The organism is Streptomyces sp. NPDC030143 (assembly GCF_055573695.1).
Genome location: NZ_JBVIAY010000005.1, coordinates 168,174 through 182,185, shown reverse-complemented (window position 1 = coordinate 182,185; position 14,012 = coordinate 168,174). Strand labels below are relative to the sequence as shown.

Genomic DNA, 14,012 nt, shown 5'->3' with positions numbered 1-14,012 from the left:
CACCGTCGCGGTCTCCCGCGTGGTTCCCCGCGCCCCTTTCGGGGCGCTGGTGCCGGGGCGGCGGGGTTCATCCCGCCGCGTCCACCAGGGCCAGTTCGTGCAGGCGGTCGGGCGGGCCCGGGCGGGCGTAGTACCAGCCCTGGGCGGTGTCGCAGCCCAGTATCCGCAGCTGGTCGGCCTGGGCTCCGGTCTCCACGCCCTCGACGGTCACCGCGAGGTCCAGGCTGTGGGCGAGCGAGACGATCCCCTCGACGATCTTGAGGTCCACGGGGTCGGCCGGGAACTGCTGCATGCTCTGGGTGAACGACCGGTCCAGCTTGAGCACGCTCACCGGCAGCCGGCGCAGGTTGGCGAGGTTGGAGTAGCCGGTGCCGAAGTCGTCCAGGGCGATGTCGACGCCCATCTCGGCGAGCCGGCGCAGCGGCTTGAGCAGGTCGTCGTCGGCGCCGATCAGCGCCGACTCGGTGACCTCCAGGCACAGCACCTGGGGCTCGACGCCCGCGCGCTCCAGGATCTCGACGGTGTCCTGCACCAGCCCGGGGTGGGTGAGCTGGCAGGGGGAGAGGTTGACGTTGATGCGCATGGGGTTGGTGTTGCCGTTGCGTTCTCGCCACTGCCGGGCCTGTCGTACGGACTGCTCCAGGACCCAGCGGCCCAGCGGGACGATCAGCCCCGTGTGCTCGGCGAGCGGGATGAACCGGTCGGGGCCGAGCACCCCGTGCTGCGGGTGCAGCCAGCGCACCAGGGCCTCGGCGCCGCGCACACTGCCGTCACCGAGGTGGACCAGGGGCTGGTACTCGATGAAGAACTCGCCGCGTTCCAACGCGGCCGGCAGGGCGGTGGTCAGGCCGTGACGGGTGATCGCGCGGGCGTCCGCCTCGGCGTCGGCGAGCTCGAAGCGGTTGCCGCCCGCCGACTTCGCCCGGTACATCGTGATGTCGGCGCTGCGCAGCACCTCCGCGGCGCTTCGCTCTCCGGCCGCTCCCTCCACGATGCCGATGCTGCCGCGCACGGTCAGCTCGCGGCCCTCGATGCGCACCGGGGCGATCAGGGCGTTCATGATGCGCGCGGCCAGGTCGTCGACCTCGCGGTGGGTGTCCGGTCCGGTGGTCAACGCCACGAACTCGTCACCGCCCAGCCGGGCGACCATCTCGCCGGGCGCGGTGGCGCAGGACTGCAGACGGTCGGCGACCTCGACCAGCAGCCGGTCCCCGGCCGCGTGGCCGAGGCTGTCGTTGATGGTCTTGAAGCCGTCCAGGTCCAGGTAGCACAGGCCGAAGCGCTGTTCCTCCCCGGCGGCCAGCACCTTCTCCAGCCGTTCGAAGAACAGCGTGCGGTTGGGCAGGCCGGTGAGGGCGTCGTGGGTGGCCTCGTAGCGCAGCCGCAGGTTGAGCAGGCGACGCTCGGTGGTGTCCTCCATCAGCGCCAGCTGGTACTGCGGGTTGCCGTCCGCGTCCCGCAGCAGGGAGACCGTCAGGTTCGTCCACAGGACGGTTCCGTCAGGGCGGTAGAACGCCTTCTCCACGTGGTAGTGCTCACGTTCGCCGCGCACCAGTTCCTCGTAGAGCTTCCACACGTGGGGCGCGTCCTCGGCGTGCGTCCACTCCTGGACCTTGCGGCCGCGGACGTTCTGCTCGCCACCGCCGAACATGCGCATCAGGGCGCCGTTGACCTGGAGGACGTTGCCGTCCAGGTCGGCGATGCCGATCCCTATCGCGGCGCCCTCGAAGACCGCGCGGAAGCGGGCCTCGCTCGCGTGCAGCGCCTGTGCCACCACGCCCTGCGCCTGCAACGCGGCCTGGGCGATGGCCTCCTGCTCGGCGAGCGTGCGCTCGCGCAACGCGTACGCGTACCCGGCGGCCATGGCGTGCTGCAGCCGTGAGCAGCGCGTGCGCAGGTCCTCCTGGGGCCCGTCCTCGCCGCAGTAGAGCACCAGGTAGGCGTCGACGCAGTCCAGGCTGGCGCTGAGCGCGTCGGGGTCGGTGCAGTGCGCACCCACGAGCGCGGCGCCGACGGTCCTGGCAGCCTCCGCGTCGAAGGCGCGCGCCCGCAGCGCCTCGCTCAACCGCCGGGCCAGCGGGAGCAGTCGCTCCTCGAACTCCGGCCGGGTCAGCGACGTCGAGGTCACCGGGTACACCGCCCGGCTCCAGATCGTGGCGAACCGGCGCAGTCTGTCCTCCGGCCCGTCCGGCTCGACGGTCACGAAGTACGCCCCACGCCCGCGAAACCGGAGAAGGCATACGGATCCTCGTCCTCCGGAGCCGTCTCCGGCCGCCAGTGCGGCATCGGCACCAGTCCCGGTTCCACCATGTCGTACCCCTCGAAGAACCGCTCGATCTCGGCACGCGAGCGCATGATCAGCGGGTTGCGAATGTCCTTGTACACGTCCACCGCGCCCTCCGCCCGCCGGGGCGGCAGCGGGATCCCCTCGTACGAGGCGTGCGTGAGGACGAGCAGGCTGCCGGGTGCGAGCGCCGCGCTCAGCTCGGCCACCGCCGTGTACGGGTCGTCCTCGTCCTCCACGAAGTGCAGTATGGCAACGAGCAGCAGGGCCACCGGCCGTTGCAGGTCGAGGAGTTGACCGACCTGGGGGCTGGTCAGGATCTCCTGCGGCTTGCGCAGGTCGGCGGCGACGACGTCCGCGTCGGCGTTGCCCTCGAGCACCGCCTGGCTGTGCGCGACGGCCACCGGGTCGTGGTCGACGTAGACGACACGGGCGCCGGGACGGGCCGCCTGGGCCACCTCGTGGACGTTGCCGTAGGTCGGGATGCCCGAACCGACGTCCAGGAACTGGGTGATGCCCTCGCCGGCCGCGTAGCGCACCGCGCGGCGCATGAACGCCCGGTTGGCCTGCATGATCTTCGGCAGTCCCGGCATGAACTCCATGGCTTTGCGGGCCGCTTCCCGGTCGACCTCGAAGTTGTGCGAACCGCCCAGGTAGTAGTCGTAGATCCGCGAGACACTGGGCACGGAGACGTCGATGCTCCGTGGGGCCCAGGCGGGACGCTCCATCCATTTCTCCAAGGCGTAGGCGATCCGGTGTTCGAGCAGAGGCTACTGATCGCCCGCCAAACGGGCGAGTGGAAACGGAAATTGACCGTCCGTTCCCGGTCACTGCCTGCGGCACGTGCCCGATCCGCATCCCCGAGAAGTCCGTCGCAAAGTACCCGATGCCGACAGCGCAGCGGTCCGCCCCCTCCGTGCGGCGCGGAGGGGGCGGACCGGGGGTCGTGCGTGCCGGGGCAGGTGCGGGAGTCAGCCCTGGGGAGGTGATCGCTACTGCTCCGGCGCGCCGACCAGCTTTCCGTCGGGGGCCACGGCGTACCACGTGCCGCCGACGCCCTGACCGTTGATGTCCCCGGGGGCCTTGTCACCGGAGAAGGTGTAGATCGGCGAGCAGTTGACCGTCATCTGCTTGACGCCGTCGGGCCGGGTGAAGCTCATCAGGCCCTTCTTCTGGACGCCCTCGGTGTCGTTGGTGGCGACCGGGGCGACGGCCGGCCACTTCTCCAGGCAGGCGCCCAGGCACTTCGTCACCGGCTTCGGCCACGCCGTGTCCTTCAGGAAGCGGTAGACCGTCATGCCGTTCTTGTCGACGACGATGTCGCCGAGGTTGGGGTCCTTGCGCACGGACAGGCCCGGCAGGTCGGACAGCTTGGCCTTCTTGCCGTCGGGGGCCAGCGCGAACCACTTGCCGCCCACACCCTGGCCGTTGGTGTCGCCGGGTCCGGTGTCCTTTGCGTAGCGGTAGACCGCCCAGCCGTCGATGGTCAGCTGCTTGGTGCCGTCGGAGCGGGTGATCTCGCCGAGCAGGGACTTGTCGATGCCGTCGCCCGCCGTGGCGTCGTCGGCGGGGACCGGCGGCCAGGTGGTCGCGCAGTCACCGTCGCAGTTGCTCTTGGGAGGCTCGGCGGTGTCCTGGTCGAAACGGTAGAGGGTCATGCCGTTGGCGTCGGTGAGGATCTTGCCGAGCTCCCCGTTCACGGACACCGACAACTGGCCCGCTCCGGAGCCGTCCTGGCCGGCCCCGCCGGCCGCTGTCCCGGCTCCCGGCGTGGCGCCGGTGCCCGCGCCGACACCGCCGGCAGCGGTTCCGGTACCGGTACCGGTGCCCACCCCGCCGTAGCCGCTTCCCACGCCCGCGATGCCGCCGGCCGGGGCGGTGGCCCCCACGTTCTGGCTCGCGTTCGACGTGCCGCTTTCCTGACCGCACGCCGTCGTCAGCGCCAGGACGGCCACGGCGCTCGCCACGAGTGAGGCGCTCCGCCAGGAGGTCTTCATCGTCAACAACTCCCCGATCATCACAAGGGTGTTGCAGCGCCCTGCTGCGCCGCCGCACGGTCATGGGTACGCATGTCGGTGGGTGTTGTGTTCAAACACGCCACGAAAAATCTTTCGGCCGCCGGTGACACCGGCCGCTGCGCGACACCCCGTTCGGACGTCTGTGCGTCCAGCCGGACGTGCGAGCGCCCTTCGGGCAAACCCCGCGACCAGGACTTTCCCCCGTTCGGGGCATTCCTGGCCGCACGCGGGCGTGCGCCCGCGCGGCAGGCCTCATGATCTCCGTCGTGCATGGACCCGAACCGACCCGATCGGCCCTCGCAGGCCGGGCGATGGCCCTGGTGACCGTGGCCTGGATCCTCGCGGCCGCGCCGGCCGGGGTGGCCGCGGCCGACGCCTGCGCGTACGCCTCGACGGGGCCGGGCGGTACCGAGGCGGTGGCCGTCGCGGGGAGTCCGCCGTGGCCGGCGCCGCCGCAGTGCCCGGTACCGACGCCGACCCCCGACCCGCCGAAGCCCGAGCCCCCACCCCCGCCTCCGCCTCCGCCTCCGCCGAAACCGACGCCCCCGCCTCCGCCGAAGCCGACGCCTCCGCCCGAGCCGACGCCCGCGCCCACCCCGCCGCCGGAACCGGCCCCCGCCCCCAAGCCGCCGCCTCCCGCGCCCCGACCGGTGCCACCGCCCGCGCCGGCCCCGCCGCAGCCGGCGGCGCCCCCGCCCCGGCCGATGCCCGAGCCGCCTCCCGCGCCCGCCCCGCCTCCGGCTCCCCGCCCCGCCCCGACCCCCGCACCGACGCCCCCGCCGCGTCCGTCCGTGACGCCGGTCAGCTACCCGGAGTACCGGTCGGCGCCACGCGCGCGGCCCGCGCGCGGCGGCCCGTCGCCCGTCACCTACGTCCTGCTCATCACGGTGCCCGCCGTGGTCGCCGTCGCCGCGCTGCGGCCCCGCTAGCGCCGATCCTGGAGGCTTCCCTTGCCGGAATGGCTTGTTCTCACCCTCGCGATGGCCGCCGCCTGTGCGGTGGTGGTCGTCGTCACCCTCCTACGGCACCGCACGGCGGCCGAGGACGAGGACCCCTCCGAGACCCCCGACGTCATCGAGTACATGACGATGTGGATCGGCGTGGTGTACGCCATCGTCCTCGGCCTGGCCATCGCCGGCGTCTGGGAGGCCCGCAGCGTCGCCCAGGACTACGTCCAGGCGGAGGCGCAGGCGCTGCACGAGATCTCCGAGCGGGTCCGGGTCTACCCGCCCGACGTGCGTGACCGCATTCGCGAGGATGTCAACGCCTATGTCGGACACGTCACCACCGTCGAGTGGAAGGCGATGGCCGACGAGGGACGGACGACCGACCGCGGCGACGCACTCCTCGCGCGGCTGCGCGCCGACCTCACCGACTACCGGCCCCGCTCGGACTTCGAGGCGCAGGCCTACCAGCCGCTCCTGGACCAGATGGCGGACGCGGACCAGGCGCGCAACGCCCGGGCCGAGTCCGTCGAGCCGACCATGCCCGGAGTGGTGTGGTTCGGGCTGCTGGCCGGGGCCGTGATCACCATCGGCATGGTCTTCGCCCTCCAGATCCGGCGCACCGCGCGCGAACTGATCCTGGCCGGGCTGTTCTCCGCGCTGATCGCGTTCCTGCTCTTCCTGATCTGGGACTTCGATGCGCCCTACAGCCGGGGCATCACCGCGTCCCCGGATCCCTTCCTGAACCTCTTCCCGGGCGTCGAGGGCTGACGGCGCGGCAGGCGCCCGTCCTCGCTCCGTCGCCCCGGATCCCTGGCGGGACCGGGGCGACGTGTCCGTACCGTGCATGGCTCCGCGGGCGGGTGGGGCGGGCGTGCTCGGCGGGCGGGTGGGCGGACGGGGCGGGTCAGGCGCGGCGTTCGGCGCGGCGGCGCATCCAGAAGACGCCGCCGCCGATGAGGGCCGCGGCCACGAGCCCGCCGCCGATGGCCACGTCGGTCGGGGTGGCACCGCTGGAGCTGCTGCCGCCGATGCCGCCGCGGACACCGCCGATGACGGTGAAGGCCGCGGGGTTGGTCAGGGTGCGTCCGTCGCAGCGGACGGTGATGCTGTGGGTGCCGGGGGTCGCGTTCTGGTTGACCATGGCGGTGCCCCTGGACGTGTGGTGGGCACCGCTGATCGGTGTCAGCCCGGTGGTCGGGAAGGCGTCGGAGCTCATGGTGCCGCCGCGGGGGCAGCCGTCCACGGTGACGGTCAGCTGGCCGCCGCGGGCGATGACACTGGGCAGCGCCACGATGTTGCTGGGGTTGACGTTCATGCCGTCCCGCGCGACGGCGGTGGGGGCGGCCAGACCGAGGGCGGCGACCGCGGCGGCCGAAGCCGCCGAGGCGGCCAGAGAACGAGTCCTGCGCATGTGATCCTCCGCGGAAGGCGCCCCGGGGCCCGTCCCCGGTCTGTTCGGCGAGAGAGCGCCTCCCGGAACGACCCTCGGATGCCGTGCACGGGCCCGCATGTCGGGAATGGTCCGTCCTGGTGAGAGGACACGCCGAGCGATCAGCACACCATCGGACATCACCGCAGGTCACGCCCCGTCAGAAAATATCTGTCCGCTGCAACTCGGATGGCGCACCGCGGAACGCGGGGGCCACCCGTTCGCTGCTGCGGCGTCGCCGGTTCCCCTTGCGGCACTTAGCGTTCTGTCATGCGCGAGAAGGACGCGGCGACGGCCGCGTCGAAAGGGGATGGCGAATGTATGGGTACGAGCTCCCCGCGATGGAGGAAGAGGAGGAGCGGCCGAAGAAGCGCGCCCCCTGGGGCGTCATAGCGCTTGTTCTGCTGACCGGCCTCGCGCTCATCCGCAACGGTTCGGGGGAGTTCGACGTCGGCCCGCCGCAGCCCGCCTCGGCGGCGGCCGCGGACGCCCACGCCGGCCAGGGCGCCTTCGGCCGCGCCCCCGACCCGCTGCCGTACGCCGTGCCCGACCGGGTGCGGATCGCCGCCATCCAGGTCGACGCGCCGGTCATGCCGGTCGGTCTGGACGTGGACGGCTGGGTCGGCGCGCCGCCGCCGGAGGACCCCAACCTGGCCGGCTGGTTCAGCGGCGCCGTCTCGCCCGGCGAGAAGGGGACGGCCGTGGTCGTCGGCCATGTCGACAACGCGCAGGGACCCGCCGTGTTCTACGGGCTCGGCGCCCTGAAGAAGGGGAACCTCGTCGAGGTGGGGCGTCAGGACGCAAGGACCGCGGTGTTCGAGGTCTACGGCGTCGAGGTCTTCGAGAAGAACAACTTCCCCGGCGACCGCGTGTACGCGTCCAAGGGGTCCGCCGAACTGCGGGTGATCACCTGCGGCGGCGGTTTCTCCAAGGTGAACGGATACGACGGGAACGTGGTCGTCTTCGCCCGCCTGGTCGAGGTCCGCTGACGGTTCCCCGACCGGGCGGGTGCCCGCACCCCGGGGCGCGTCCGTCAGACGTACGTCCGGCGCGGGACGGTGACGTGGTAGCCGGAGTCCAGCAGCCGGGGCAGGTATCCGCGCAGGGCCCGCACGCTCTGGGTGCGGTCGCCGCCGGCGTCGTGCGAGAGCACCACGACCCCTGGGCCGGCGCCGTCCTCGACGCGGTCGACGATGGTGCGGGCGCCGGGGCTGGTCCAGTCGAGGGTGTCGACCGTCCAGGCCAGCGGTTCCATGCCCAGCTCGGCGCCGAGCTGGAAGGCGGCGCGGTTCCAGGCGCCGTAGGGGGCGCGGAACCAGCGGGGCCGCTCCCCGTAGGCGTCCTCGATGACGTCACAGGTGCGGGCCATCTCGGAGTGGATCTGGCGGCGGGTCAGTTCGGTGAGCAGCGGGTGGGACCAGGTGTGGTTGCCGACGACGTGCCCCTCGTCGGCCATCCGGGCCAGCAGCTCGCGGTGGTCGGCCGCCATCTCCCCGCACACGAAGAACATCGCCCGCACGTCGTATTCGGCGAGGGTGTCGAGGATGCCGGGCGTGTAGCGGGGGTCGGGGCCGTCGTCGAAGGTCAGCACCATGGTCCGGCCGCGGCCGTCGACGCGCAGCAGGGGTGTGCTCCGCACCGGGGTGCGGCCGGGCGCGGTCTGCGGCGGGCCGTAGCCGGTGAGCGGCTGGAGGCGGTAGGCGGAGGGCCTCTCGGGGAGGTGGCGCGCCGGGGCTCCGGCGGTGGGCCGGACCGGCTCGTCGCCCGCACCCCGCACGAACAGTCCGGCGGTGCCGGCCGCACCGACGGCGGCGGCCCCGGCGAGCAGCGCACGGCGCCGCGTGAACAACGGATCCTTCTGCATGAGTCATCAGTCGCCCGGTGAGCCCCCGGCGCACCACGACGACACCACGTCAGCGGCACGAATCCACCCGCTCGGCCCATCACCCGGGCGTCGGGGCGGGTCGCGCCGCGCCGCGGTCGGCGCGTGCCGTCGGGCCGGAACGGCTCGTGGGTCCGGCTGCGGGAGCGGCGGTCTCGGGCGGGCGTGCGTCGCGCGGCCCGCCCGGCGGGGGGAGCCGGGCGTTCCGTCAGGGGTCCTTGCCCTGTGAGCGCCTGATCAGGCCGTACGACGTGCGCCGGGAGTTCCACACCTTCCGGGGCGACCCCTGCCGCGGTCCGGTGAAGGCGGCGGACGACCTTCGGGCCGACGCGGTGGTGGTGGGCGCCTCGGAGCAGGCCGGTCACCGGATCGTGGGATCGGTGGCGGTGCGGCTGGTGAAGGCGGGGCGGTGGCCGGTGACGGTGGTGTCGTAGCGCCCGGCCCGCCGTCACCGGTGGCCTCACGCGGTCATGCCCCCGGGGGCCGCGTACGCGCCCGCGAGTGGCCGTGCGCCAGGGGCGCCCGCCGTACCGCCCCGCAGGTGGTCGTGCGCCGCAGGTGGCCGTGCCGGTCCGCGGGTGCCCTACTCCCCCATCACCAGCCCGTCCTCGGCCGCGCCCCGGCTGAGGACGACGTCCCTGATGCGGTCGCGGATCCCCCGGACGTCGGCGCCCCGGGCGAGCGCCTTGTTGAGGTTGACGACCCGTCCCGCGTCGATGTCGAACAGCTGGGGGACGAACGCGGCCCTCGTCACCTCCCAGCGGCCGCCGGGCCGGGCGGGCGCGGAGAAGGTGAAGCGGGCGAGCGTGGACTGGTTGCCGCGCGGGTCCTTCACACCCCGGTGGTCGGACATCTCGCCGGCGATCTGGTCGCCCATGCCGTACACCACCCAGGTGCCGTTGACCTTCTCGTACGCCTGGGGCACGTGGGCGTGGGTGCCGAGGATCAGGTCGATGTCGGGGCGGCCGTCGGTACGGAAACCGGTGAGGGTCCGGGCGAGGGCGAGTTGGCGGGCGTCCGGCGCGTCCTGCCACTCGGTGCCCCAGTGCAGGGAGACGACGACCACGTCGGCGCCGGCCTTCCGGGCGGCCTGGGCGTCACCGAGGATGCGGTTCTCGTCGATGCGCTGGACGGCCCAGGGCTGCCCGGCGGGGAGCGGACGGCCGTTGGTGTCGGAGGTGTAGGCGAGGTGGGCGACCTTCGCGGGGCCGGCGTGCAGGAGGGTGACGGTGCTCGCCTCGGCCACGGTGCGGGCGGTGCCCGCGTGCCGGACGCCCACGCCGTCGAGGGCGTCCAGGGTGCGGCGGATGCCGTCCGCGCCGTCGTCCAGGCTGTGGTTGGAGGCGGTGGAGCAGCCGTCGTAGCCGGTGGCGGCGACGGCGTCGGCGATCTCGGGCGGGGACCTGAACAGGGGGTAGCCGCTGTACTGGCCGTTCGCGCCGTAGACGGTCTCCATGTGGCACAGGGCCAGGTCGGCACCGGCCACCACGGACCTGATCCCGGAGAACATGGGGCGGAAGTCGTGGCCGGTGCCCCCGGCGTCGAACCGCGCGCGGTCGATGATCGAGGTGTGCGGAAGGATGTCGCCGGAGGCGACGAGGGTGAAGGCGCGGGCGGAGGGGGACGGGCGGCCGGGCCCGCCGGTCGGCCGCTGTTCGTCCGCCTGGCAGGCGGCGGCCGCGGTGAGGACGGCGGTCAGGGCCAGCGCCACCTGGTGTCTGCGTGCGATCACCGGATCACCCCACTTCATGCTGATAGTCGTATTTACGCACGTCTTACTACTAATCCATGGGCGGATGCGTAGCGGCCCGGCGCTCCCTGTACCCCCCGCGATGCCCGCGATCGGCGTAGCCCGGACCGTTCGTCGAACCGTTCGTCGACGCGATCGACCGTCCGCCGCACAGGCGTGTGCGCGGGCTGTCCCGAACGGGCGCCCTGAGGTGCCATACGCCCATGACCGCCGGAGCCACCCTCACCGCCAGGACGACGACCGCCGAGCACGAACTCGCCGCACTGCAGCGCGACCACGGCCGGCCGCTCTTCGCGCTGCTGCTGAGGCTGTCCGACGGCGACCGCCAGCGCGCCGAGGACCTGGTCCAGGAGACCCTGGTGCGCGCCTGGCAGCATCCCGAGGCGCTGCGCGCCGACGCCTTCGACTCCGTGCGGCCCTGGCTGCTCACCGTGGGCCGGCGGCTCGCGATCGACGCGCGGCGGGCCCGGCAGGCACGGCCGGCCGAGGTGGGCGACGCGGTGCTGGAGAACGCGCCGGTCTGCGCCGACCACGCCGAGCGGGCCGCCGCGGCCCTCGACGTCCGCGAGGCTGTGAAGACACTCACTCCGGAGCACCGTGAAGTCCTGGTGCTGGTGTATTTCCAAGGGGCGAGTGTGGCGGAGGCCGCCGAAACCCTCGGGATTCCTCCCGGTACCGTGAAGTCCCGCGCGTACTACGCGCTGCGCGCCCTGCGCCGGGTGCTTCCCGGTTACGCGGCCGACCTGCGCTGAAACCCACGGGCGGGTCAAGCCTCCGTAAAGCGCCTTGCCGAGGACCCCGGTTGAGTAATCGGGTGTCCTTATCCGTGTTCCGGATGAGGGGTTCCGGCATCGGGTGACGCGCAGGCACCGGAGGAAGGCGGGAAGGGATGCTGCACAGAGGTCATCAGGACACGGACGGCGCCGACGGCGGTGAAGTGACCGTCCCCATGGCCTGGTTGTACGCCGAGTACATCGCCGACGAACTGCTGCGGACCGGCGATCTGATGCCGCCGACGTCCTTCGAGTTCCGCGCCGGCCGCGACGCGCTGGCGCTGACGATCTTCCTGTCCGACACGGACGGCGAACTCCCCGGCATCCGGGTCGTCACCCAGTTGGAGACCTGGCTCTCGCTGACCGCCTACGACCAGCCCTGGCAGGACTGGGTGGGCGAGCGGATGACCCGACTGGCCGTCGAGGCGGCCGAGTCGGGCGATCCCGACCCCGATCTGGAGCTGGCGGCCGCCGCCTGGCGCTGGCTGGAGGAGACCGAGCTGCTCGCCCCCGACCTGAACGCCGTACCGGGCGGCGCACCGGGGGTGGGCGAGGACGAGGGACCCAAGGTCTGGACGCCCGCGTGGCAGCTCGGACTGCCCCTCGGACACCTCGCCATCCACCTCTTCTAGATTCCGACCAATCCGCGGGGCGACCCGCTCCGAACACTTGGGTCACGATTCGGTATGGACCTTGAGTGATTCGGGTGCCTGGTCCGTACCGGTGGGAGCAAGGAGTAACCCCACTGGCACCCAACGGCACGAGGATTCGGCATGAGGTCCCTGGAGAGGCATCGCGACGTCGGCGCGTACGCGCTCGGCGTGCTGGACGAAGCGGAGGCCTTCCGCTTCGAGGACCACCTCATGGAGTGTCCTCGTTGCGCGGCGGAGGTCACCGAGTTCGGTCCCACCACCCGACAACTGATGTTGTACCGGCGGGCGACACCGCGCGCCGTCCATCCCTTCGCCGGGCCCGGCCCCCGGCTGCTGGACAAGCTCCTCGGCGAGGTCGCCGCCCGGCGGCGGACCGCCCGGCGCAGGCTGCTGTTCGCCGTGGCCGCCTCGGTGGTGGCGGCGCTCGCCGGGCCGGCGATCGCGATGTCCGCGGGCGGCGGCGAGGACACCGTCCGGGTCACCGCGACCGACGAGCGCTCCGGGGTCTGGGCCGAGGTGACGATCGACGACGAGGCCTGGGGCAGCGACATCGAGCTGAAGATCAAGGACGCCGCGGGCCCCCGCGCCTGCCACCTGGTCGTCGTCGGACGCGACGGCTCCGAGCACACCGTCACCAGTTGGAAGGCCCCCCATCACGACGCACGCCCCAACACCATGCAGGGCGGCGCGGCCCTGCACCCCGAGGAGATCGCCCGCTACGAGGTGCGGACACAGAGCGGCGAACGACTGGTGACGCTGGACGCTCGCTACTGAACTTGAACTCGTGATGTCGGTCGGCTCGTGGTGACGGCGTCAGGTTCCGAGACCGCCAGCTGTTACCGGCTCGGGTCAGGACGATGGCTGTAGCCAGCGCCGCGCCGAGGCGAGACTCACCTCGACGTCATCGCTCCAAGAGCAGACCTCCAGCCATGAGAGGTAGCCGCCTTGCGCGAAGACCAGGACCTCGCCAGGGCACTCGCCGGTTTCGGTGAACAGCTGTACGTCGGCAGCCACGACGGTGCCGGGGCCCGTTGGCGCGGGCTCCACCGCGTCGGCGTCAAGGTCGAAGTAGGCAGTGCCGCAACCGCACTCACAGCGAGATTGCACCCTGAGTCGGGGCACCTGCCGTCGGAGGGCGACGTGAACAGGCTCGTCCGGGTTCAGGACGAGGCCAAGCACGTCGGCTACGTCCTCGGGCAGGCTGTCATTCATGCCGCCACCGTAACTGACCAGTAGCTTTGGGCTTCGACCAATTTCGGGTCCGTCGACCCGGCGCTCACAGGTCCAGGACCAGGTCGGCTCCGGCCAGGCAGCCGTCGTCGAGCGTCCACCTGAGCGGTCGTCGGCCGTGGGCCCGCTACGCACCGGGACCCTTACTTCAGCAGCCGCGACAGCCTCCGGTCCGCCAGTGGCTTTCCGCCCGTCTGGCAGGTGGGGCAGTACTGGAGGGAGGAGTCGCTGAAGGACACCTCACGGATGGTGTCGCCGCACACCGGGCAGGGCTCGCCGGTGCGGCCGTGGACGCGCAGGCCGCTCTTCTTCTCCGCCTTGAGCCGGCCGGCGGCCACCCCCCTCGACCGTTGCACCGCATCGGTGAGCGTCGTGCGCAGCGCCTCGTACAGGGTGTGGGTCTCGTCCGGCGTGAGCGAGGCCGCCAGTTTGAAGGGGGACATGCGCGCGGCGTGCAGGATCTCGTCGCTGTACGCGTTGCCGACGCCGGCGAGCAGACCCTGGTCACGCAGGGCGCCCTTGAGCTGCCGCCGTTCACCGGCCAGGAGAGTGGCGAAGCGCCGCTCGTCGAAGTCGGGGGCGAGCGGGTCGGGGCCGAGACGGGCGATCCCGGGCACCTCCAGCGGATCCCGCACGACGTACACGGCGAGCCGTTTCTGTGTGCCGGCCTCGGTGAGGTCGAAGCCCTCGCCGGTCTCCAGGGCGACCCGCAGGGCGAGCGGGCCCTTGCCCGGGCGGGGCGGGCCGTCGGGGAGGCGGTCCTTCCAGTGCAGCCAGCCGGCGCGCGCCAGATGCGTGACGAGGTGAAGGCCGTCGTCGGTGGCCAGGTCCAGGAACTTGCCGTGCCGGTGCACCGCACCGACCGCGTGGCCCTCGAGGGCGGTCAGCGGCGGGTCGTAGGTCTTGAGCACGCTGATCGCCACGGGCAGCACCCGGACGATCTCCCGCCCGACCAGGTGCTCGACGAGGAAGTCCTTGAGCGCTTCGACCTCGGGGAGTTCCGGCATACGTCCAGGGTGCCACCCCGCCCGCCAGCCCTCAGCTCC

General features: G+C 72.5%; 15 protein-coding genes. 7 read left to right on the top strand and 8 right to left on the bottom strand.

Going from position 1 to position 14,012, the window contains the following annotated elements:
• Nucleotides 1-67: 67 nt before the first annotated feature.
• From ACZ4YY_RS11385 to ACZ4YY_RS11375, 3 genes are all read right to left on the bottom strand, one after another.
• The gene (locus ACZ4YY_RS11385) at nt 68-2,203 is read right to left on the bottom strand and encodes a putative bifunctional diguanylate cyclase/phosphodiesterase (RefSeq protein WP_468287051.1); all 2,136 of its coding nucleotides are present in this window, start codon (nt 2,201-2,203) and stop codon (nt 68-70) included.
• A complete protein-coding gene (locus ACZ4YY_RS11380; protein ID WP_468287049.1) occupies nt 2,200-3,012 on the bottom strand; it encodes an SAM-dependent methyltransferase in 813 nt (270 codons plus the stop codon). The genes ACZ4YY_RS11385 and ACZ4YY_RS11380 overlap by 4 nt, the downstream gene beginning before the upstream one ends.
• A 264-nt stretch (nt 3,013-3,276) precedes the next feature.
• The gene (locus ACZ4YY_RS11375) at nt 3,277-4,281 is read right to left on the bottom strand and encodes an SCO0930 family lipoprotein (protein ID WP_468287046.1); all 1,005 of its coding nucleotides are present in this window, start codon (nt 4,279-4,281) and stop codon (nt 3,277-3,279) included.
• Between the two features lie 812 nt (nt 4,282-5,093).
• On the opposite strand from ACZ4YY_RS11375, the gene ACZ4YY_RS11370 reads away from it, so the two are divergent.
• Nucleotides 5,094-5,231: a hypothetical protein gene (locus ACZ4YY_RS11370; RefSeq protein ID WP_468287043.1), complete on the top strand. Its 138-nt coding sequence runs from the start codon at nt 5,094-5,096 to the stop codon at nt 5,229-5,231.
• A gap of 21 nt (nt 5,232-5,252) precedes the next feature.
• On the top strand, nt 5,253-6,017 hold the full coding sequence (locus ACZ4YY_RS11365) for a bestrophin-like domain (protein WP_468287039.1): 765 nt from the start codon (nt 5,253-5,255) through the stop codon (nt 6,015-6,017).
• A 136-nt stretch (nt 6,018-6,153) separates the two neighbouring features.
• Here the strand turns inward: ACZ4YY_RS11365 and ACZ4YY_RS11360 are convergent, their stop codons facing one another.
• The gene (locus ACZ4YY_RS11360) at nt 6,154-6,660 is read right to left on the bottom strand and encodes a hypothetical protein (RefSeq protein ID WP_468287036.1); all 507 of its coding nucleotides are present in this window, start codon (nt 6,658-6,660) and stop codon (nt 6,154-6,156) included.
• Nucleotides 6,661-6,995: 335 nt separating this feature from the next.
• On the opposite strand from ACZ4YY_RS11360, the gene ACZ4YY_RS11355 reads away from it, so the two are divergent.
• Nucleotides 6,996-7,667, top strand: a complete 672-nt coding sequence (locus ACZ4YY_RS11355) for a class F sortase (RefSeq protein WP_468287033.1) — start codon at nt 6,996-6,998, stop codon at nt 7,665-7,667.
• Between the two features lie 44 nt (nt 7,668-7,711).
• On the opposite strand, the gene ACZ4YY_RS11350 is transcribed toward ACZ4YY_RS11355, so the two are convergent.
• A complete protein-coding gene (locus ACZ4YY_RS11350; RefSeq protein WP_468287030.1) occupies nt 7,712-8,542 on the bottom strand; it encodes a polysaccharide deacetylase family protein in 831 nt (276 codons plus the stop codon).
• Nucleotides 8,543-8,559: 17 nt separating this feature from the next.
• Between ACZ4YY_RS11350 and ACZ4YY_RS11345 the strand changes: the two genes are divergently transcribed.
• Complete coding sequence (locus tag ACZ4YY_RS11345; protein WP_468287027.1) at nt 8,560-8,994, top strand: universal stress protein; 435 nt, start codon at nt 8,560-8,562, stop codon at nt 8,992-8,994.
• A gap of 149 nt (nt 8,995-9,143) precedes the next feature.
• On the opposite strand, the gene ACZ4YY_RS11340 is transcribed toward ACZ4YY_RS11345, so the two are convergent.
• Entirely contained in the window at nt 9,144-10,292 is a 1,149-nt protein-coding gene (locus ACZ4YY_RS11340) for a CapA family protein (RefSeq protein ID WP_468287024.1), read from the bottom strand.
• A gap of 221 nt (nt 10,293-10,513) precedes the next feature.
• Between ACZ4YY_RS11340 and ACZ4YY_RS11335 the strand changes: the two genes are divergently transcribed.
• The 3 genes from ACZ4YY_RS11335 to ACZ4YY_RS11325 all read left to right on the top strand — a co-directional run bounded on the left by ACZ4YY_RS11335 (nt 10,514) and on the right by ACZ4YY_RS11325 (nt 12,510).
• The gene (locus ACZ4YY_RS11335; protein WP_468287021.1) at nt 10,514-11,062 is read left to right on the top strand and encodes a sigma-70 family RNA polymerase sigma factor; all 549 of its coding nucleotides are present in this window, start codon (nt 10,514-10,516) and stop codon (nt 11,060-11,062) included.
• A gap of 137 nt (nt 11,063-11,199) precedes the next feature.
• On the top strand, nt 11,200-11,715 hold the full coding sequence (locus ACZ4YY_RS11330; RefSeq protein WP_468287018.1) for a hypothetical protein: 516 nt from the start codon (nt 11,200-11,202) through the stop codon (nt 11,713-11,715).
• Nucleotides 11,716-11,856: 141 nt separating this feature from the next.
• Nucleotides 11,857-12,510: a zf-HC2 domain-containing protein gene (locus ACZ4YY_RS11325; RefSeq protein WP_468287015.1), complete on the top strand. Its 654-nt coding sequence runs from the start codon at nt 11,857-11,859 to the stop codon at nt 12,508-12,510.
• A gap of 75 nt (nt 12,511-12,585) precedes the next feature.
• Here the strand turns inward: ACZ4YY_RS11325 and ACZ4YY_RS11320 are convergent, their stop codons facing one another.
• Nucleotides 12,586-12,948, bottom strand: coding sequence for a hypothetical protein (locus ACZ4YY_RS11320; RefSeq protein WP_468287013.1), 363 nt, complete (start codon nt 12,946-12,948; stop codon nt 12,586-12,588).
• Between the two features lie 161 nt (nt 12,949-13,109).
• Nucleotides 13,110-13,973, bottom strand: a complete 864-nt coding sequence (locus tag ACZ4YY_RS11315) for an Fpg/Nei family DNA glycosylase (protein ID WP_468287009.1) — start codon at nt 13,971-13,973, stop codon at nt 13,110-13,112.
• Nucleotides 13,974-14,012: the final 39 nt, after the last annotated feature.

Excerpts from the sequence above, each read along its gene's own strand:
- ACZ4YY_RS11380 (WP_468287049.1), bottom strand. The coding sequence starts at position 3,012 with ATGGAGCGTCCCGCCTGGGCCCCACGGAGCATCGACGTCTCCGTGCCC.
- ACZ4YY_RS11375 (WP_468287046.1), bottom strand. The coding sequence starts at position 4,281 with ATGAAGACCTCCTGGCGGAGCGCCTCACTCGTGGCGAGCGCCGTGGCC.
- ACZ4YY_RS11360 (WP_468287036.1), bottom strand. The coding sequence starts at position 6,660 with ATGCGCAGGACTCGTTCTCTGGCCGCCTCGGCGGCTTCGGCCGCCGCG.
- ACZ4YY_RS11355 (WP_468287033.1), top strand. The coding sequence starts at position 6,996 with ATGTATGGGTACGAGCTCCCCGCGATGGAGGAAGAGGAGGAGCGGCCG.
- ACZ4YY_RS11350 (WP_468287030.1), bottom strand. The coding sequence starts at position 8,542 with ATGCAGAAGGATCCGTTGTTCACGCGGCGCCGTGCGCTGCTCGCCGGG.
- ACZ4YY_RS11335 (WP_468287021.1), top strand. The coding sequence starts at position 10,514 with ATGACCGCCGGAGCCACCCTCACCGCCAGGACGACGACCGCCGAGCAC.
- ACZ4YY_RS11330 (WP_468287018.1), top strand. The coding sequence starts at position 11,200 with ATGCTGCACAGAGGTCATCAGGACACGGACGGCGCCGACGGCGGTGAA.
- ACZ4YY_RS11325 (WP_468287015.1), top strand. The coding sequence starts at position 11,857 with ATGAGGTCCCTGGAGAGGCATCGCGACGTCGGCGCGTACGCGCTCGGC.
- ACZ4YY_RS11320 (WP_468287013.1), bottom strand. The coding sequence starts at position 12,948 with ATGAATGACAGCCTGCCCGAGGACGTAGCCGACGTGCTTGGCCTCGTC.
- ACZ4YY_RS11315 (WP_468287009.1), bottom strand. The coding sequence starts at position 13,973 with ATGCCGGAACTCCCCGAGGTCGAAGCGCTCAAGGACTTCCTCGTCGAG.